The organism is Ruegeria sp. D1(2025) (assembly GCF_056536425.1).
The window spans coordinates 221,051-239,962 of sequence record NZ_JBQFPO010000003.1; the positions used below are offsets into that span (position 1 = coordinate 221,051).

At 59.2% G+C, this 18,912-nt stretch carries 17 protein-coding genes; 9 read left to right on the top strand and 8 right to left on the bottom strand.

Going from position 1 to position 18,912, the window contains the following annotated elements; all coding sequences use genetic code 11:
* The first annotated feature begins 17 nt into the window (after positions 1-17).
* From hslO to ACR1XU_RS10540, 8 genes are all read left to right on the top strand, one after another.
* Positions 18-1,004, top strand: a complete 987-nt coding sequence (gene hslO / locus ACR1XU_RS10505; RefSeq protein WP_480523080.1) for an Hsp33 family molecular chaperone HslO — start codon at positions 18-20, stop codon at positions 1,002-1,004.
* Positions 979-1,593 (top strand): CoA pyrophosphatase, encoded by a 615-nt coding sequence (locus ACR1XU_RS10510; RefSeq protein ID WP_480907298.1) that lies wholly within the window; start codon positions 979-981, stop codon positions 1,591-1,593. The genes hslO and ACR1XU_RS10510 overlap by 26 nt, the downstream gene beginning before the upstream one ends.
* Entirely contained in the window at positions 1,590-2,744 is a 1,155-nt protein-coding gene (locus tag ACR1XU_RS10515; RefSeq protein WP_480907296.1) for a CCA tRNA nucleotidyltransferase, read from the top strand. The genes ACR1XU_RS10510 and ACR1XU_RS10515 overlap by 4 nt, the downstream gene beginning before the upstream one ends.
* Before the next feature lie 192 nt (positions 2,745-2,936).
* On the top strand, positions 2,937-4,775 hold the full coding sequence (locus ACR1XU_RS10520; RefSeq protein WP_480907294.1) for an ABC transporter ATP-binding protein: 1,839 nt from the start codon (positions 2,937-2,939) through the stop codon (positions 4,773-4,775).
* Positions 4,772-6,604 carry an ABC transporter ATP-binding protein gene (locus ACR1XU_RS10525; RefSeq protein WP_480813421.1) on the top strand — a complete coding sequence of 611 codons (1,833 nt, stop codon included), beginning with the start codon at positions 4,772-4,774 and terminating at the stop codon, positions 6,602-6,604. Before ACR1XU_RS10520 ends, ACR1XU_RS10525 begins: the two co-directional genes overlap by 4 nt.
* 59 nt (positions 6,605-6,663) lie before the next feature.
* A complete protein-coding gene (locus ACR1XU_RS10530) occupies positions 6,664-7,893 on the top strand; it encodes a class I SAM-dependent RNA methyltransferase (protein WP_480907292.1) in 1,230 nt (409 codons plus the stop codon).
* A 20-nt stretch (positions 7,894-7,913) separates the two neighbouring features.
* Positions 7,914-8,699: an ion transporter gene (locus ACR1XU_RS10535; RefSeq protein WP_480907290.1), complete on the top strand. Its 786-nt coding sequence runs from the start codon at positions 7,914-7,916 to the stop codon at positions 8,697-8,699.
* Between the two features lie 61 nt (positions 8,700-8,760).
* The gene (locus tag ACR1XU_RS10540; protein WP_170612703.1) at positions 8,761-9,279 is read left to right on the top strand and encodes a L,D-transpeptidase family protein; all 519 of its coding nucleotides are present in this window, start codon (positions 8,761-8,763) and stop codon (positions 9,277-9,279) included.
* 2 nt (positions 9,280-9,281) lie between these two features.
* Here the strand turns inward: ACR1XU_RS10540 and ACR1XU_RS10545 are convergent, their stop codons facing one another.
* From ACR1XU_RS10545 to cysQ, 7 genes are all read right to left on the bottom strand, one after another.
* The gene (locus ACR1XU_RS10545; RefSeq protein WP_480907288.1) at positions 9,282-10,706 is read right to left on the bottom strand and encodes a nodulation protein NodH; all 1,425 of its coding nucleotides are present in this window, start codon (positions 10,704-10,706) and stop codon (positions 9,282-9,284) included.
* 6 nt (positions 10,707-10,712) lie between these two features.
* Complete coding sequence (locus ACR1XU_RS10550) at positions 10,713-12,413, bottom strand: DUF5927 domain-containing protein (protein ID WP_480907286.1); 1,701 nt, start codon at positions 12,411-12,413, stop codon at positions 10,713-10,715.
* Positions 12,410-13,396, bottom strand: a complete 987-nt coding sequence (locus ACR1XU_RS10555; RefSeq protein WP_480907284.1) for a glycosyltransferase family 2 protein — start codon at positions 13,394-13,396, stop codon at positions 12,410-12,412. The genes ACR1XU_RS10550 and ACR1XU_RS10555 overlap by 4 nt, the downstream gene beginning before the upstream one ends.
* A gap of 186 nt (positions 13,397-13,582) precedes the next feature.
* Entirely contained in the window at positions 13,583-14,626 is a 1,044-nt protein-coding gene (locus ACR1XU_RS10560) for a glycosyltransferase family 2 protein (RefSeq protein ID WP_480907282.1), read from the bottom strand.
* 7 nt (positions 14,627-14,633) lie between these two features.
* On the bottom strand, positions 14,634-15,617 hold the full coding sequence (galE, locus tag ACR1XU_RS10565; RefSeq protein ID WP_480907280.1) for a UDP-glucose 4-epimerase GalE: 984 nt from the start codon (positions 15,615-15,617) through the stop codon (positions 14,634-14,636).
* Between the two features lie 70 nt (positions 15,618-15,687).
* Positions 15,688-16,488, bottom strand: coding sequence for a 3-deoxy-manno-octulosonate cytidylyltransferase (locus tag ACR1XU_RS10570; protein WP_480907278.1), 801 nt, complete (start codon positions 16,486-16,488; stop codon positions 15,688-15,690).
* A complete protein-coding gene (gene cysQ, locus ACR1XU_RS10575; RefSeq protein ID WP_480907276.1) occupies positions 16,488-17,285 on the bottom strand; it encodes a 3'(2'),5'-bisphosphate nucleotidase CysQ in 798 nt (265 codons plus the stop codon). The genes ACR1XU_RS10570 and cysQ overlap by 1 nt, the downstream gene beginning before the upstream one ends.
* Before the next feature lie 122 nt (positions 17,286-17,407).
* Between cysQ and ACR1XU_RS10580 the strand changes: the two genes are divergently transcribed.
* Positions 17,408-18,229: an ABC-2 transporter permease gene (locus tag ACR1XU_RS10580; RefSeq protein ID WP_170807140.1), complete on the top strand. Its 822-nt coding sequence runs from the start codon at positions 17,408-17,410 to the stop codon at positions 18,227-18,229.
* Here the strand turns inward: ACR1XU_RS10580 and ACR1XU_RS10585 are convergent.
* Positions 18,226-18,828, bottom strand: coding sequence for an alpha-ketoglutarate-dependent dioxygenase AlkB family protein (locus tag ACR1XU_RS10585; RefSeq protein ID WP_480523094.1), 603 nt, complete (start codon positions 18,826-18,828; stop codon positions 18,226-18,228). The genes ACR1XU_RS10580 and ACR1XU_RS10585 overlap by 4 nt on opposite strands.
* Between the last annotated feature and the right edge of the window lie 84 nt (positions 18,829-18,912).

An 18,912-nucleotide genomic window follows, 5' to 3' on the forward strand; every position in this document is an offset into this window, starting at 1 on the left:
GCGTGTAAGGAAACCCCATGTCTCTTGGAACGAAAATCGCGTGGGACGACACCGTCTTGCCCTTTCAACTCGATGTATCGGATATGCGCGGCCGCGTGGCCCGTCTGGATGGCGTTCTGGACGGCATCCTGAAACAGCACGACTATCCCGAAAAGGTCGAGGCATTGGTGGCCGAGATGGCCCTGCTGACCGCGCTGATCGGACAGACCGTCGCGTTGCGCTGGAAGCTTTCGCTGCAGGTACAGTCCAAGGGTGCGGTGCGGATGATCGCAACGGATTATTACGCGCCTCAAAAAGAGGGTGAGCTTGCCCGCATCCGCGCTTATGCAAGCTTTGACCGCGATCGGCTGACCGATGCCGCGCCGTTTGATCAGGTGGGCGAAGGCTATTTCGCGATTCTGATCGACCAGGGTAAAGGCACACAGCCCTATCAGGGCATCACACCGCTGGCCGGCGGCTCGCTTAGCGCCTGCGCCGAGGCATATTTTGCGCAATCCGAACAATTGCCAACCCGGTTTTCACTGAGCTTTGGCAAATCGACTGAACCCGGCGTCGGCGAACACTGGCGCGCGGGCGGTGTCATGTTGCAGCATATGCCCAAGGCCTCGCCCTTTGTGGCGAGCAGTCAGGGCGAGGGCGAAATCCTGACGGCAACGGATTTGGTCGACGGCGAAGAAGGCGAAAACTGGGGCCGGGTCAATATCCTGCTGGATACGGTCGAAGATCTGGAGCTCATCGGGCCCTCGGTGGCACCCACGGACCTGCTGATCCGTCTGTTTCACGAGGAACAGCCCCGCGTTTATGACGCGCAAGCCGTGCAGTTCGGCTGTACCTGTTCCGAGGACCGTGTACGGCAGAGCCTGTCGATTTATTCCGCCAAGGACATCGAAAAGATGACCACGCCCGAAGGTCTGGTGACGGCTGACTGCCAGTTCTGTGGCGCACATTACGTGCTTGACCCCGAAACCGTGGGTTTCGATGCCAAAGAGTCCGGCGGTGCATGACCTGACTGAACAGCTCAGGGCGGCCCTGCGCCGACCGGGCGGTGGGTCCAGCGATTTTGACCTGAACCCGGATGCGGTTCTTCCGCTGGGGCGGAAACTGCGTCCTGCGGGTGTGCTGGTGCCAATTTCGCTGGTCGGAGACCAGCCGCGCCTGATCCTGACCAAACGGTCGTCGGCCCTGAAACACCATCCCGGGCAGATCGCCTTTCCGGGTGGCAAGCAGGACGGTGACGATGCCGACGTCACTGCCACGGCCCTGCGCGAAGCCCGCGAAGAGATCGCGCTGCCACCTGAACTGCCCGAAATCCTGGGACACCTGCCCGCGCATGAGACCGTGACATCGTTTCAGGTGACACCGGTCGTCGCCATATTGCGGCGGCCATTCACCCCGATCCCCGAACCCGGTGAGGTGGAGGAAGTTTTCTCGGTTCCGCTTGCACATGTCCTCAACCCTGCGAATTATATCGTGGAATCGCGTCGTTGGCGGGGCCAGAGACGGCACTATTTCACGGTTCCGTTCGGTCCTTATTACATCTGGGGCGCAACGGCCCGCATGTTGCGGGGATTGGCAGCACGGTTGAATGAATGAAGCGGATTATTGAACCCTGGGTTACGGAACCGGCAACGCAGAAGGTCTGTGCGGCCCTGACAGAAGCCGGGGCGCAGGCGTTGTTTGTCGGTGGTTGCGTGCGCAACGCTTTGTTGGGCGAACCTGTGTCGGATATCGACATCGCCACAGATGCGCCGCCGGAACGGGTCATGCAGCTTGCACGGCATGCGGGCCTCAAGGCTATCCCTACCGGGATTGATCACGGAACCATCACGGTCGTTTGTCATTGCATCGCGCATGAAATCACCACGTTCCGCCGGGACGTGCAAACAGACGGTCGCCGCGCAGTGGTGGCATTTTCGGATAAGGTGGAAGAAGACGCCGCCCGCCGTGATTTCACCATGAATGCGATCTATGCCGCCCCGGACGGGACGGTTCGTGACCCGTTGAACGGCCTGCCGGATCTGAAGGCGCGCCGGGTCCGTTTTATCGGAACCGCCGAACACCGCATTCGCGAGGATTACCTGCGATCCCTGCGCTTTTTCCGGTTTCACGCTTGGTATGGCGATCCGCAGGCCGGGTTCGATCAGGATGCGCTGGCGGCGATTGCGGCAAACCCGGACGGGCTGCGTCAACTGTCGCGCGAACGGGTCGGGGCCGAGTTGCTGAAGCTGCTGGCAGCCCCTGATCCCGCACCGTCGGTGGCGGGAATGCGCAGTACCGGCGTTCTGATGCAAGTGCTGCCCGGGGCGGATGACAGATCACTGGCGCCGCTGATTGCACTGGAACAGCAGGCCGGCGCGTCCCCTGATGCAGTACGCAGGCTGGCAGCCATTGCAACACCCGAAGACGCCGCGACCCTGCGCCTTAGCCGGGCGCAACTGCAGCGGCTGACCCGAATGCGGGAAGAGGCCTCGGGGACCGCAAGCGTGGCCGAGTTGGGTTATCGCTATGGCGAAGAGGGTGGATTGCATGAAACCCTGCTGCGCTGTGCGTTGCTGGAACAACCCTGGTCGGATGACCTGAAACAGCAGTTGAAAGCTGGCGCGGCGGCCCGTTTTCCAATCGGTGCAACGGACCTGATCCCCGATTTTTCCGGGCCCGCACTGGGCCAGAAACTTGCCGAACTGGAGCGCCGTTGGATCGAGTCGGGCTTCCGGCTAAGCCGCAAAGAGCTGCTTGCCGATTAGCGCTAGGTCTCAAAAAGGGATGACAAGTCAAATCGTTTGTGGTTACTTGCCCCTGTCACATGGATGGAGGAATGCGAATGTATTACGGGATCTGGTTCGGCTAAAGCCGGAACACTTTGACCCGTAAGGGTGGTGTTCTGGCGCCATCTTTCTTCGCACGCCCCTAGTTTATGCTCAATCGGAGCACTCTCCATGTTTCGCTATTTCGAAAACCTTGTTGACCCTTTTGTCGCCTATACCGAGACCGACACACCGCCGACGCGGCTGTGGCCATTCATGCTGGACTATTCGAGCCCGTTCTACAGGATCTTCATCTGGACGGCGCTGATTTCTGTCATTGTGGCCGGGGTCGAGATCGGTCTGATCTACTATATGGGGCGCGTCGTGGACCTGCTCAGCGGATCGCCCACCGAGGTTTGGCAGGCGCATGGAACGGAACTGATCCTGATGGCGGTCTTTGTCTTGTTCCTGCGGCCTTTGCTGCATGTGGTGGACGTGCTGTTGCTGAACAACGCGATCCTGCCGAATTTTGGCACCCTGATCCGGTGGCGCGCGCATAAACACGTGCTGCGCCAGTCTGTTGGCTGGTTTGAAAACGACTTTGCCGGACGTATCGCAAACCGGATCATGCAAACCCCTCCGGCTGCTGGCGAGGTGATTTTTCAGGTCTTCGACGCGATTTCCTTTTCACTGGCCTATCTGATCGGTGCGGCAATCCTTCTTTACGCGGCAGACGCGCGTCTTCTGATCCCGCTGCTGATCTGGTTCGCGCTCTATGCAGCTCTGGTCCGGTGGACCGTGCGGAGAGTGCAACCGGCGTCAAAGGCGGCGTCTGATGCGCGCTCGAACGTGACCGGGCGGGTGGTGGACAGCTACACCAACATCCATTCGGTTAAGATGTTCGCGCACGATACGCAGGAGCTCGACTACGCCCGCGAAGCGATCGAGGAAACGCGGCGGACCTTTCAGATCGAGATGCGGATCTTCACCGTGATGGATGCCGTTCTGGTCACGCTGAACGGTCTGCTGATCGTCGGCGTTGTGGGCTGGGCCATTTCCCTGTGGATGCAGGGCAGCGCAACGGTCGGTGTGGTTGCCGCCGCCACCGCCCTGACCTTGCGGCTGAATGCCATGACCGGCTGGATCATGTGGGCGCTGACCAGTTTTTTCCGCCAGCTCGGTATCGTTGCCGAAGGGATGGAAACGATTGCGCAGCCCATCGACTTGCTGGACGCACCGAAGGCCGACGATTTGCAGCTGACCAAAGGCCAGATCGAAATCCGCGACCTGTCGCATCACTATGGCCGTGAAACCGGTGGTCTGGATCACGTCGATCTGACAATCCGTCCGGGTGAAAAAATCGGCCTGATCGGGCGATCGGGGGCCGGGAAATCGACCCTGGTCAAGCTGCTTTTGCGGTTTTACGACGTCGAGAGCGGTGCAATCCTGATCGACAATCAGAACATCGCCAACATCACGCAGGACAGTCTGCGCAGCCACATCGGCATGGTCCAGCAGGACAGTGCGCTGTTGCATCGATCGGTGCGGGACAACATCCTCTATGGTCGACCCGATGCCACGGAAGATCAGATGATCGCCGCCGCCAAACAGGCCGAGGCGCATGACTTCATCCTTGACCTGCAAGACCCGCAAGGGCGCACAGGTTACGATGCCCATGTGGGTGAACGCGGCGTGAAACTAAGCGGCGGTCAGCGGCAGCGGGTCACGCTGGCGCGGGTGATCCTGAAGGACGCCCCGATCTTGTTGTTGGACGAGGCGACTTCTGCTCTAGATTCCGAGGTCGAAGCCTCAATTCAGGAAACTCTATACGGCATGATGCAAGGTAAAACCGTAATCGCCATCGCCCACAGGCTCAGCACCATCGCGCAGATGGATCGCATTTTGGTGATGGATGGGGGCCGGATCGTGGAACAGGGCAGGCACTCTGAACTGCTGTCGCAAGGCGGGCTTTACTCGCAGTTCTGGGCGCGGCAGTCTGGCGGCTTCCTGAACCCTGAGGCTGCTGAATGAGGCTTGCAAACCTCATCGATCCTTTCAAAGGTGCTGAAACGCCCCCACCGCAGAAGTTGGGGGCGTTCATTCGCTGGTGCCTGGCGGGGTCCTGGCCGATCCTGTTTGTGGCGGCGCTCCTGTCCATGCTGGGCGGAGCAGCAGAAGTGGCCACCGCGTGGATACTGGGAAAGGTGATCGACATTGCCACCACCAGCGGGCCGGAGAACCTGTTCAATGAACGGAACCTGTGGGCCTTCGGTGGTGCCGCGATCTTTTTGATGCTGTTGCGGCCGATCATCGCGGCCTTGTCGTCCTTCTCGAACAATTACGTTGTGATGCCCAACATTACGCCGCTGGTTCTGGCCCGGTTGAATCGTTGGACGCTGGGCCAGTCGACGACCTATTTCGATGACGATTTTGCCGGCCGGATCGCCCAGAAACAGATGCAGACGTCGAATGCAATGGCGTCGGTGGTGTCAGATGTCATCAGTGCAATCGTATTTGCGCTGGCTTCGCTTGCAGGGTCTTTGCTTTTGTTAGGGTCGATTCACCCGCTGGTCATGCTGCCTTTTGCCGGATGGCTTGCGGTGTATCTGCTGTTGATCCGATGGTACTTACCGCGCATCCGGCTGCGTTCGGCCGCGCGGGCAGGAGCCCGGGCCATGGTGTCGGGGCAGGTGGTGGATACCATCACGAACATCAAGACGGTCAAACTGTTCGCCCATTCCGACAACGAAGATCAGGCCGCGCGTGACGCCATGATGACCCTGCGCGAAAAGTCGCTGGATTTCGGTTGGCTCTCGGCCAGTTTCCGATCCATCCTGATGGCGTTGGCAGGCGTGTTGCCTGTGCTTTTGCTGGGAGCCACACTTTGGTTGTGGCAGGCAGGCATTGCCACGGCGGGCGACATCGTCGCGGCAGGCGCGGTGTCGATCCGGATCGCGCAGATGACAGGCTGGGTCAGTTTCACGCTGATGGGCCTTTATGCCAATGTCGGCGAGATCGAGAATGGCATGAAGACACTGACCAGGCGGGACCGGATCGAAGACCGCAGCGGCGCAACGCATCTGAGCGTCACCGAAGGTCGCATCTCTTTTGAAAATGTCAGTTTCGCCTATGGTCGGGATATCGGTGGGGTTGCTGATCTGAACCTGGCCGTCGCGCCCGGCGAAAAGCTGGGTGTGGTTGGTGCCTCGGGGGCCGGAAAATCGACTTTGGTTTCCCTGCTGCTACGGCTTTATGATCGGGAAGAGGGCGCGATCCTGATTGATGGACAGGACGTTTCTAAGGTGACGCAGGACAGCCTGCGCAGCCAGATCGGGATGGTCACGCAGGAAACGGCGATGTTCAACCGCTCGGCCCGTGAAAATATTCTGTATGGCCGACCCGACGCCACGGAACCCGAACTGATCGCCGCCGCGCGGAAGGCCGAAGCGCATGAATTCATCCTCGGGCTTGAGGATGCGCAGGGTCGAACCGGTTATGAAGCGCATTTGGGGGAGCGGGGCGTCAAGCTTAGCGGTGGTCAGCGCCAGCGAATCGCACTGGCCCGCGCCATTCTGAAGGATGCGCCGATACTGGTTCTGGACGAGGCAACCTCGGCGCTGGATTCCGAGGTTGAGGCATCGATCCAGGCCGCCTTGCATCGCGTCATGCAGGGCAAAACCGTTCTGGCCATCGCCCATCGCCTGTCGACCCTGATCGAGATGGACCGGATTATCGTGCTGGATCATGGACGCATCGTGGAAAGCGGCACCCACGAGGCGCTGCTGGAACAGGGTGGGCTTTATGCCCGGTTCTGGCACCGGCAGTCGGGTGGCTTCATTCAGGCCGAAGCGGCGGAATAAGGCGCAAAGCGTTCGGTCAGGGGTTTTGTTGCGTGCGCAGCCCCGGTATCAGGCCACGCATGACGCAGCAATTCATCATCACCCGTCTTGGCCATCAAGGCGACGGCATCGCCGAAGGCCCGGTCTATGCGCCGCGTACCCTGCCGGGAGAAGCGGTCAGCGGTACGTTGCAGGGCCAGATTCTCGGCGATATCCGCGTGGACGCCCCATCGGAAAACAGGGTCAAGGCGCCGTGCCGCCACTACAAAGCTTGTGGCGGATGCCAGTTGCAACATGCGGCCGACAGTTTTGTCGCGGACTGGAAGGTCGAAGTGGTGCGCAACGCACTGGCAGCACAGGACCTGAGCGCGCCCCTGCGTCCGATCCATACGTCGCCGGAACGGTCGCGCCGTCGGGCAACAATCGCGGTGCGTCGAACGAAAAAGGGAACGTTGGCCGGGTTTCACGGGCGCGCTTCGGACACAATCACCGAGATCCCCGATTGCCAGTTGCTCGACCCGGCGCTGGTCGCTGCCATCCCCGTTGCCGAGGCGTTGGCCGTTCTGGGCGGCAGCCGAAAAGGCGTGCTGGCCGTGACGCTGACATTGTCCGAGGCCGGCCTGGATGTATCCGTTCAGGGCGGCAAGCCGCTGGACGGACCGCTGGAACTGGCACTGGCGCAGGCGACTGAGGCAAACGGGCTGGCAAGGCTGGCCTGGGATGGCGAGGTGATCGCCATGCGCACGCCTCCGTTCCAGAGGTTTGGCGAGGCCGAAGTCACCCCGCCGCCCGGCGCATTCCTGCAGGCCACGAAGGACGGAGAACAGGCTCTGATACAGGCGGTTTTGCAGGCCACGCAGGGCGCGAAGCGCGTCGCTGATCTGTTTGCGGGTTGCGGTACGTTCTCGTTACCGCTTGCGGAACAGGCCGAGGTTCACGCTGTCGAAGGCGAAGCGGCGATGACCAAGGCGCTGGACCAGGGCTGGCGCAAGTCCAAAGGTCTGAAACGGATCACGACCGAGGCCCGCGATCTGTTTCGCCGACCCTTGATGCCGGATGAGCTCAAGTCCTTTGACGCCATTGTGCTGGACCCGCCTCGTGCGGGCGCGCAGGCGCAGGTGGCCGAACTGGCGCAGGCGCTGCGTCCGGTCGTGGCCTATGTGTCCTGCAACCCCGTGACCTTTGCACGGGATGCAAAAATTCTGGTTGATGCCGGATATGCCCTTGAATGGGTACAGGTCGTTGACCAATTTCGATGGTCGTCACACACCGAACTTGCCGCGCGGTTCACTTTAGGCCCAGCACAATGATCAGACCGGAGATATTCACAATGGGGATCACCCAGCGCCTTTCGACTGTCATCGAAGCCCCGGCATTCGGGCGTTTCATCACCGGTGTCATCATCTTTAACGCCATCTTGCTGGGCATGGAAACTTCACCCAGCCTGATGGAACACGCAGGTCCCCTGATCGTGACGCTGGACAGCCTGTGCCTGACAATCTTTGTGGCCGAGATCGCCATGAAGCTTGTGGCAACCGGTCGGCGGTTCTTTCAAAGTGGCTGGAATATTTTCGATTTTCTGATTGTGGGTATCGCCCTCATTCCGGGTGGTGCGGGTCTGTCAGTGCTGCGGGCGCTGCGTATCCTGCGGGTTCTGCGTGTCATTTCGGTGGCCCCGCGCCTGCGCCGCGTTGTGGAAGGGTTCATCTCGGCGCTTCCCGGCATGGCCAGCGTGTTTCTGCTGATGGCGATCTTGTTCTATATCGGCGCCGTCATCGCGACCAAGCTGTTCTCGCAGTCTTTCCCGGACTGGTTCGGTGATCTAGGCTTGTCCGCCTATACGCTGTTTCAGATCATGACGCTGGAGAGCTGGTCGATGGGCATCGTCCGCCCGGTAATGGAGGTTTATCCCTACGCGTGGATTTTCTTTGTGCCCTTCATCATGGTCACGACCTTTGCCGTGGTGAACCTGCTGGTCGGTCTGATCGTCAACTCGATGCAGGATGCCCACCATGCCGAGGATGAAGTTAAAACCGATGCCTACCGCGATGAGGTTCTGGAGCGTCTGGAAACCATCGAGCGCCACCTGACCAGGCAGTTGAACAGCAAAAAGTGATTTCAAATTTCGCGTTTTCTGGCATAATCATCGCAAAAAAGCAGAAGCAGGCAGTGAATAAATGGATCGTCGAGTATTTGGATTAGGGGCGATGGCGACGCTGGCCCTTTCGGCATGTGCATCCGCCAACCCGAAATTTCTGACATATCGCGGACCCGAGGTGACGTCGCTGGTCGTCAACAAGGGCGCGCGCAAGCTGTATCTGTTGCACAACGAACGGATACTGAAAGAATACGATGTCGCGCTGGGCTTTGCGCCCCAAGGCACCAAGACAAAACGCGGCGATGGCCGCACACCCGAAGGGTCGTACCTGATTGACCGCCGTAACCCGCGCAGCCGCTATCACCTGTCGATCGGGATTTCCTACCCGAATTCGGAAGACATTGCGCAGGCCAAAGCCGCAGGCGTCGATCCGGGCGGCGACATCTTCATTCATGGTGAGCCCAGCCTCAGGTCAGAAATCCGCCGCTCCCGTAAGACGCCCGACTGGACGGCAGGCTGTATCGCCGTAAAAAACAAAGAAATCGAAGAGATTTACGCGATGGTGAACAAAGGCACGCTGATCACCCTGCGCCCCTGATCCTAGATCGGTTTCCAGTCTCCAAACCCGAATTGCTGATAGTCGCGCTGGTAGGTTTCGACCGCCAGCGCTTCCAGTTCTGTGTCATAAATCTGATCCAGCGCGTAGGGGGTGTCCGGCGCACATGTTGCCGGTTGGGGGGGTGACGGATGGCCCGTTTTACGCGCCAGTTCCGGCAGGGCGGCGGCCAGTTCATCTTCCCGCAGGATCAGATCGGGCAGCGCAAAGGCCGACATCCCCTCCAGCGCCTGCGCCTGACTGCACCAAACGCCGTCCACCCGAATGGACGTTTGCCCGGACAGATTGTGGAGCAGGAACTTCAGAAAGGCCGCAAACGCCTGATAGTGCTGTTCCAAGGGGTAATTACCGTTGCGGATCTGGCCGGGAATGGGCAGTTTGAAACGGTTGCGCAGGGTATTTCGGATGGAAGCATAGGCGCCTGGATCGGTACTTAGAATCTTTGAACAGAACGCGGTATGGGCCCGCGCCAAAGGGTGGCGCAAGACACTGAATTTTCGGTGTCCGGGGTTGGCTTCCAGCCATTGCCGGATTTGCCTGCGATTGCGGTTCGTGACCGGCGCGCTGCCATCAAGATCGGCCATCCAAGCCGTCACCGCGTCGTCGTTTCCGCCGCGCAAGGGAAGATACATCAAAGGTGTCCGGGCGGCAGTAACGTATTGGCCTACTGCTGGCCCGCGGCGCGGCTCGAAACCCGGATTGCGATGCAGGTTGAACGTGTCCATTCCGGACAACGCCTGTTCCAATTCCTCCGGGTTTGAGACTTTTGACAATGCCGGGCCGGGATTCTGGGGTTTGAGCGTGTCGTCCAGCGCCGTCAGCCGCGCCTGTATCCCCAGCCACGATGCCAGACCGTTTAGAATATCCAGCCGGTTCAGGTCGTCATAGGCCAGAAAAAATGCGGTCTGCCCGGTTTTCTGCAGTTGGTTCAGCAGCATCAGTTGAAATTCCTGCTGCTGATCCAGGTAGTCCGAGAACTCTTCAGCCTGAAACGTGACCAGAGCATCGCGGCGGCGCTTTATGTTCTTCAACTGCCATTGCATGGTCTCCCGCGCAATTTTCAGTGAGATGTAGCTGTCCAGCGGATTTCGCGTCAGAACAATCTTGGCACAGCGCGGGTCGTTCAGCGCAGGCTCCAGCACGCGGGGATCGTGCCCCTGAAAATAGCGAAACCCGTTCAGTGCGCCGGGGGCTGCTTTGATGGCGTCCAGTAACAGGTCGGGATTCTGGTCGCGTTCGGTCAGCGAAACACCCAGCAATTCCTCGGACTTCAATCGGCCGATGAAATGCGGATTGAACGCTTCTCCGTGGCAGGTCACGCCCTCCAGTGCGTTCAGATTGGCTTCCAGCAGGTTGGATCCCGTGCGCATGGCGCCAAGAACGATGAAGTAATCCCAGGGACCGGACATGGCGACTTATTGAACCAAATAGGGTTTTCGGAACGGTTTGGTCTGGCTGCCAAACACGTCGTCTACCGGGAAATCGCCCATCAGATACGGGTGCATTCCCTGGTTCTTCAGGTTTTGCAGGAATTGACCGAAGCCGGACAGATCAACCATCTTCGGCGCCTCAATCAGGTGGCTCGGTTGCTGGGTCCCGATCTCGTCTATCACCTCATGCAGCGCCTCGATCGGAGATTCGACAAACTCTGCCAGACACCAGGTGCGCACCCGCGCCTTGGTCCAGACCGAGGTCAGAACCTCAAGCTGTTTGCTTTCGATCTGTTGCAGGCGCGCGGCCTCGTTGCGGATGTCGGCGAAGTTCCGGTTCGACCGGAACAGAGGAATTGCCCAGGCTCCGGTGATCACTGAAATCTGTGCGTTCTTGTCGCGCGCCAGAAACCAGTTGATATCCTGCGTGTCCGCCGGGCCGAACTGAAAACACTGTCTTTCGCCGCGAGTATTCCAGATCAGGTTCGATAGGAAAGCCTTCGTGTTGTAGTCGCGCAATGTCGCGCAATCGCTGAGTGCGCCGTTGGTGATCGTCTGATCACCTGCAAACTCTGCCCGTTGAGGGCTGAACACATGACCATGCACACGTGTGTTTGTCGTGTTTTCCAGCCAGGTTTCGAAATCTTCAAAAAGGTCGGAAAAGCCCTGAAATACCGAATATGGAAACGACGTCAGGCCGTTTTCGCTGCCATGTCGGGGAAACCGGCTTTGCATGTACAGCCCGTCGCGCCCGCGCATGCGCCGCTCGACCGCTTTGGAAAACACCCGGTCGATCTTGCCCGGATTTGGCTCGGCCGGTTTCATCGCCCCAGCCTGATCGGTCAAAAACGACTGATACAGCCGGTCGGCCTTCCACCAGATCTTGCGGGCCACAAAACAGTCCGAACGGCGCAGCAATTGCAGGTGGTCATCATAGAATATGTGCGGCCGACCCTGATAGTCGAACTTGGACAAGGTCAGCGAGCGGCTTTCGATATGCGTTGAATAGAGCCTTGCCAGCGTCTGGAAATAGCTTTCATCGGGTATCCAGACGCGGCGGAAATAGCGGTCATACACGGGGCGTTTGGGGTCCTGCAGAATGGCCGACAGGGTCTGCCGGGTCAGGCACCACCACTGGCTGCCCATATGCGGGACCAGCCCGTCCGGGATACGACGCCGCAAGCCCAGGGCACGTTGAAATTTGACGTAAGTGTCAAACAATTTGCGGCGCTTGCGCCAGGAAAACGGGAACCGCAGGGTGAACCGTTCATGATCCAGACCGCCGATGGTCCAGCTGACATCGGCGGTGGTCGCGCTTTCGATGAAATCGACGCGCGGGCGGTCCGACAGATAGTCGATCAGCTCCTGCACGGGCCGCAGGGGCAGACAGGCCCCGGACGACAAAAATACGTGGCGCACATCCGGGAACTGTTCAAGCATCAGCGTCGCCGCGCATCGCGAGGCTGCGACGATGCCCCAGCCGCCCCATTCGCAGGCATGCCGGTCCGAGAATACAATCAGGGGATTGTCGGCGCAGGCCTCGGAAAACTCGGCAAATGCCTGGTCGGAAACCTTGCGATCCACGTGGATCACTACCGGGCAGCCGGACGTTGTCCAGTGGCGCGCGACCTGCTCGGCCCGATCCAGTGCTGTATGCACCAGCATGACGATGCCCAGACCGCTCATGCCCAGTTTCCTTTCGACATGAGGCCCAGAATCTCAAGCTGTCTCCAGTTGATGTATTTCTCGGACCAGTCGCACCAGAAAACCGGTTTGCCTTCCAGCCGCTGGGCATAGGCCCGGTACTCGTCCGAGCCGCGATAATGCTGGCCGCGGTGCAGTTCTTCGCGCGCCTTGTCGCCCAGAGTGTTGATCAGCTTGGCATGCAGCAACGCGCCGCTGGCCTTTTCACCGCCCCATTCGTCGTAGACCTGGTTCAGCCCGCGCGGCAGCAGGGAATGGGTCGAGCTGACATAGACATACCGCTTGTCCCATTTGACCAGCGGTATCTTATTCAGCGCCGGAGCTTTTGAGGGATTGTCCTGAAAGAACACCCGCGCGCGGGGGCCGCCCTGAATCCACAGATTTCCATAATCGGGGTTCCGCGTAATCATGTAGTTGCCCGAGTCGAACCAGTTCGCGATTTCGAACGGATCCTGCCCTTCTTGATATGGCGCCTCATCGACCGGACCCTGCGGATACATGTCGATCAGCATGGTGCCAAAGCTGCGTACTGCGCAGCCATCCAGCCAGTCCGTCAACGCGCGGATCGGGCGGGTGTCACAAAACGGGTAAATGAAGAACTCATCCGGGTCGACCGTCAGGACCCAGTGATCGGGCGCGTATTTGCGCAGCAGATAGTTCGACCAGTCCAGACCAAAGGATGCGCGTTTATAGCTGGCCTCGGCCTGCCAAACGGACACATCCGGCTGCGCCTCAAGAAAGGCGCAGGTTCCGTCATCGCTGTCGTTATCGACAAACAGGAAGTGATTGATGCCCAGGTTGCGATAATAGTCCAGAAAGAACGGCAGCCTGATCTTTTCGTTGCGCACAACGCTCATCAGCAGGACATCGCCACGCTGTATTTGCGCGGTGTTGTTTGAAACCGCGCGCAGCTCACGTCGTTTGCGCACACAGCGCACCAGACGGCGCTTGCGCCGAAGCCTCATTCTATATGAATCCAACAGGCTCACGCGACTGCCCAACCCTTATTATTACGCGAGCAGGCCCGGGGCCTGTTCAAGCCTGAGTGGATCCGAGCCATTGCCGTTTTATGCCACCTATGCATCTTGCGAGGCAACGGGTTTAAAAGTTGTTAGCCGGGGGCGTTGCAATTCTGTCGGGAAGGCGGCAATTCAGTTCCAGCCCCCGTCATTCATCAGCCCCAGCGATCGCAATTGCTGCCATCCGGCGTAGTGCTCTGATCGCTCTGTCCACATGACAGGCTGCGCAATTATGCCATCGTAATATGGCCCGAATTGGTCCGGATCATGAAAATGCTGACGCCTGGTCTTCTCTGTTTCGGACCTGTCGACGACATCCGGCAGGAATTTGGTGTGCAGCAGGATACCCGAGGCCACAGTCCCCCCCGGGCCGTCATAGGTGGTGTTCAACCGGCGCGGCAGCGCGGAATGGCACGAGTTTACAAAGGCATAATGCCGGGACCAGCGTACCAGAGGGATCTTGTTCAGCGTGGGCGACCGACGCGGGGCATTTGAGAAAAACATCCTCTCGCGGGCTCCGCCCTGCACCCAAAGATTACCCAGCGGGCTTTGACGCTGCACCCGGTAGGGACCGCTGTCGAACCCGTCCAGTACCCGGGTCGGGTCGGTCTCGGGGTCATAGCCTTGATCCCCCAGCGGCCCTTGCGGATACAGATCCAGCATCAGCGCGCCAAAGGCCTCCTGCCCGTGCGACTCCAGCCATGCGGTCAGATCATGTAGCGATCTGGTCTCGTGATGGGCGTAAATCAGCAACTCGTCCGCATCAGCCATCAAGGTCCAGTGCCCGTGCCCGTATCTCATCTGCAGCCAGGTCAACCAGTCCAGGCCAAACCGCGCGGCACGGTAGCTGGCCGTCGTGTTCCAGACCGAAACATCGGGTTGTTCCAACAGATATTCGGTCGATCCGTCGTCGCTGCCGTTATCCACGATCAGAAAATGATCCACGCCGTGGGTTCGGTAGTGTTCAAAAAACCACGGCAGCCGCGTCATCTCGTTGCGCAGTGTGGTAAAGGCCAGAATATCTCCCTTACCGATTTTCTCCGTGCGGTCCTCAAGACAGGACAGCTGGCAGCGGCTTCGGAATGAGCGCCACAAGAGCCCGCGGCGTTTCAGCCGCAACCGGTACATCTGCGCCCAGCCAATGGATGGCAGATCCTGTACCGGGTGCGCGGTCACATGACCCTCATTTCTCGTAGTGTCCGGTCTGGTGCCAGCGCCATGCGTCCCGGACAATCGTCTCTAACGTTGATCTTTTCGGCCGCCAGCCCAGTTCCTGTTCCGCCCGGTCCGAGCCCGAAACCAGCCGCGTACAATCCCCGGCGCGACGGGGTCCGATCGTATGGGGCACTGTTCGGTTGGTGACCGCCCCGGATTGCTCGATCACTTCCATCACCGAAAACCCCGACCCGGTCCCCAGGTTGAACACCCGGTTGCCTTTGCCGTTTTCCAGCCATTTAAGCCCCAGAACATGGGCATCGACCAGATCGCAGACATGAACGTAATCGCGGATACAGGTGCCGTCTGGCGTATCGTAATCGGTTCCGAACACGGTCAGACCATCCCGGTTGCCGTCGATGGCATCCAGCATCAGCGGCACCAGATGGGTTTCGGGCCGGTGAAACTCGCCAACTTCTGCGTCAGGATCAGCTCCTGCAACATTGAAATAGCGGAAAATGACGTGATTCAGCCCGTGCGCGGCCCCGAAGTCATGCAGAATATCCTCAATCGCGCGTTTCGAGGAGCTGTAGGCATTCACCGGGTTCTGTGGCGCGTTTTCGTCCAGCACCACGTTGTCCTGATCGCCGTAAGTGGCACAGGTCGACGAAAAGACGAATTCCAGACACCCGGCTTCGACGGCTGCTTCGATGAGGTTCAGCGAACCGGTGACATTGTTCGCCCAGTATCTGCCGGGTTGCGCCATCGCTTCGCCCACCTGGCTGAGGGCGGCGAAGTGCATCACCGCAGCGGGACGGTATTTGGCAAAGACCTGATCCAGCCTGTTTCGGTCCAGCAGATCACCATGCTCGAACGGTCCGAATTTCACCGCGTCCTGCCAGCCGGTAACCAGATTGTCATATGTCACAGGCGTATAGCCTGCGGCAGCAAGGGCCTTGCAGGCATGCGACCCGATATATCCGGCGCCGCCGGTGACAAGAACAACTGTCATGGGTGATCCAATTTCCGAATGTCAAAAAACAATAGGCCATGAACGGAAGCGGTGAAATGGGGAAAAACGTTCAATCCAACCCCATCGCGGCCATCATTTCTTCGATCTTGGGCACGTCCTGCGGGTTGTTCAGTTCCCAGAACTGGCGGCCCTTGGCCTCAACCTCGACGCACAAAACCTTGCGGCCGTTCTCCATGAACCGAAGCTGCTCCAGTCCTTCCAGTTTCTCCAACGGCCCCACCGGCCAGTCGGGATAAGCGGCCAACGCATCGGGTCGATAGGCATAAACACCAACGTGATGGAACACCGGGGTTGGCTCGTCACCCGCATAAGTGGCCGTGGTAAAGGGGACCACCTCTTTCGAGAAGTACATTGCGCTGTGATCTGCCCCAAAAACGGCGGTTGTTCCGCCGACCCGTCCGTTCCTGCGATCATTCAGCAGGCTGTTCAGCGCATCACCGTCACAGCGCAGGACCGGCGTGGCCACACCCGCGTCAGGGGCCGTACGTAACCCCGCGATCAGATCTTCGACGAACCAATGCGGTGTCAGCGGTGCGTCTCCCTGCAGATTGACGACGATCTCGTAGCCCGAACCCAGATTGGCATGGGTTTCGGCGCAGCGTTCCGTGCCATTACCGCAGGTCTCGGAGGTCATGACCACTTCCGCCCCAAACCCTTCGCACACGTCACGAATGCGGTCATCGTCTGTGGCCACTACAACGCGGTCCACGCCGGATACCGAACACGCAGCGCGCCAGGATCGTTCGATCAGGGTCATGGACACGCCACTTGCACCGGTCAGCGGCACCAGCGGTTTGCCCGGATAGCGGGTCGACGCGTAACGGGCGGGGATTGCGATCAGTACAGACATCAGGCTTCCTTCAGTTCCACACCCGGAGCGTAGGCAATGAAGAACGGATTTGCATAGTCTTCCTTGCCATAGGTCAGCGGTGAATGATCGTCGAAGCGAACGACCTTGCCCCCGGCGCCGGCCAGAACCGCGTGTCCGGCGGCGGTGTCCCACTCCATCGTGCGGCCAACCCGTGGATAGATGTCGGCCTCGCCAGTGGCCACAAGGCAGAACTTGAGCGACGAGCCCGCGCTTTTGCTGTCCTTCACCTGATATTTGTTGATGTAATCCTCGGTCGCCTGGTCCCGATGCGATTTCGAGGCCACGACCAAAAGGGCGGAATTGTCCGGTTCAGACACTGAAATTGGCGTAACGTCCCCGCTAATGTCCATCTCAAGCGCACCTGTTTCTTCGACCGACCGGCCATCGGCCTGCGTGTAGAACATGCGGCCCCGGGCAGGTGCATAAACAACGCCGCGCGTGGGAACGCCGTTTTCGACCAGCGCGATATTGACGGTGAAATCACCTCGCCGGTTGATGAATTCCTTGGTGCCGTCCAGCGGGTCGACGATCAGGAACGTGTCGCCCTTCTGCGTGTGCGAGGCCGCCTGTTCCTCGGTCACCAGCAGGGTATCGGGAAAGGCTTCGCGCAGGCCGGCCGAGATCAGGGCATCTGCCGCCTCGTCCGCTTCGGTGACGGGGCTGCTATCGGATTTGACCTTCACGTCGAAATCATCCGCCTCATATATCTGCATGATCTTGTCCCCTGCTTGCAGGGCAAGGCGTCTGATGACGGGAATTAACGCGTCGTAGGTCACAAAAATGCTCCGTTCCTGGGATTTGTTGATCCAATGTCCTGTTGGACTTATGATGTGACGGTTACGGAACGGCAAGAATTTCGTGCCAGTTTTTGGGCAAAGAAGCAGGAAAGACGCGTCGGGTGTTTTATTACAAGCGCAACCAAACGCTTTTGGGCGGTGCCTTCACCACGGCGGAACTGGTGTTTCACGCCGTCGTGCGGCAGATACGCTCGCAACATTCGAATGCTGTTATCGCGATTTTCATCAACATCATGCAGATCGTCATTCTGGCCACGGTCTTCTACCTGATCCTGTCATTCATGGGGGGACGTGTTGCCAAAATCCGCGGCAACTTCGTGCTTTACATGCTGTCCGGCGTTTTCATGTTCATCATGCATGTAAAGTCGGTATCCGCGATTGCCGGTATTGCGCCGGGGAACAATCCGATGATGCTGCATTCGCCGATGAATCCGATGATCATGCTGCTGGCGGCGGCCTTCGGCGCGCTGTACACGCAGCTTGTTTCAATACTGGTGATCCTGTTCGTGTATCATGTCGCGGTTGAGCCTTTGGACATTCTGGACCCAGGCGGCGCCTTCGGAATGCTGATCCTGTCTTGGTTTGTGGGATGCACGGTGGGATTGAACCTGATGGCCCTGAAGCCGTGGTTTCCAAGGACGGCGGAGATGTTGAAAAACATCTATCGGCGCCTCAACATGGTGTTCTCGGGCAAGATGTTCGTCGCCAATGCGCTGGGCGGCTATATCCTGATGATGTTCGCCTGGAACCCGCTGTTTCACATCATCGACCAGGCCCGGGGCTTCATTTTCCGCAACTATTTTCCACGGAACACAAACTGGGAATATGCCTTATGGGTCGGCATAGCGCTGCTGATGATCGGGCTGTTGGGTGAGTTCTTTACACGCAAACACGTGTCTCAAAGCTGGGACGCACGCCGCTAACGGGCCACCCGCAGCGTCAGATTGATCCGCCCGCCTTTTGGCAAGAGTTTGGAAGATCCGAAACGGATGCGATCGATCCCGTGATATGTCAGCCGTGCCGGCCCGCCCATGATGACAACGTCGCCCGAATTCAGCCAGATCGACTCGGTCTTGCCGCCTCGGGTGGTGTTGCCGATCCGAAAAAGCGCATCATCCCCAAGCGAAACCGAAAGAACCGGCCAGGAAAAATCGGCCTCGTCCTTGTCCTGATGCAGACCCATTCGGGCGCCTTCCCCGTAATAATTGATCAGACAGCAATCGGGGTCGCGTTCACTGCTGGCAAGGTCGTGCCACAGGTTCAGGATCGGTTCGGGAATGTCAGGCCAAGCCTTCCCTTGCGGGTGCTGTGTTTGATACCGGTAGCCATCCCGGTCCGTGACCCAGCCAACGGCCCCGGCCGAGGTCATGCGCACCGACATCGCCTTGCCTTGCGGCGTCACCGGCCGCACCAGTGGCGCCGCTTTCAGAATCGGGCGCAGCGTTTCGATCAGTTGCGTCTGGGCCGATGCATCCAGCCAGCCCTTTCTGATGTCGAATCCGCGCAAAATCAGCCGGGCCATCCCAGAATCCTCAATCCTTGCCAAAACCTTGCCGAAAAAGGCCACAAAATCCCGAAAACCTGCGTTTTACACCGCTTGCAGGCC

Coding starts and splice junctions, on each gene's coding strand:
- hslO (WP_480523080.1), top strand. CDS start 18: ATGTCTCTTGGAACGAAAATCGCGTGGGACGACACCGTCTTGCCCTTT.
- ACR1XU_RS10510 (WP_480907298.1), top strand. CDS start 979: ATGCCAAAGAGTCCGGCGGTGCATGACCTGACTGAACAGCTCAGGGCG.
- ACR1XU_RS10515 (WP_480907296.1), top strand. CDS start 1,590: ATGAAGCGGATTATTGAACCCTGGGTTACGGAACCGGCAACGCAGAAG.
- ACR1XU_RS10520 (WP_480907294.1), top strand. CDS start 2,937: ATGTTTCGCTATTTCGAAAACCTTGTTGACCCTTTTGTCGCCTATACC.
- ACR1XU_RS10525 (WP_480813421.1), top strand. CDS start 4,772: ATGAGGCTTGCAAACCTCATCGATCCTTTCAAAGGTGCTGAAACGCCC.
- ACR1XU_RS10530 (WP_480907292.1), top strand. CDS start 6,664: ATGACGCAGCAATTCATCATCACCCGTCTTGGCCATCAAGGCGACGGC.
- ACR1XU_RS10535 (WP_480907290.1), top strand. CDS start 7,914: ATGGGGATCACCCAGCGCCTTTCGACTGTCATCGAAGCCCCGGCATTC.
- ACR1XU_RS10540 (WP_170612703.1), top strand. CDS start 8,761: ATGGATCGTCGAGTATTTGGATTAGGGGCGATGGCGACGCTGGCCCTT.
- ACR1XU_RS10545 (WP_480907288.1), bottom strand. CDS start 10,706: ATGTCCGGTCCCTGGGATTACTTCATCGTTCTTGGCGCCATGCGCACG.
- ACR1XU_RS10550 (WP_480907286.1), bottom strand. CDS start 12,413: ATGAGCGGTCTGGGCATCGTCATGCTGGTGCATACAGCACTGGATCGG.
- ACR1XU_RS10555 (WP_480907284.1), bottom strand. CDS start 13,396: ATGAGGCTTCGGCGCAAGCGCCGTCTGGTGCGCTGTGTGCGCAAACGA.
- galE (WP_480907280.1), bottom strand. CDS start 15,617: ATGACAGTTGTTCTTGTCACCGGCGGCGCCGGATATATCGGGTCGCAT.
- ACR1XU_RS10570 (WP_480907278.1), bottom strand. CDS start 16,488: ATGTCTGTACTGATCGCAATCCCCGCCCGTTACGCGTCGACCCGCTAT.
- ACR1XU_RS10585 (WP_480523094.1), bottom strand. CDS start 18,828: ATGGCCCGGCTGATTTTGCGCGGATTCGACATCAGAAAGGGCTGGCTG.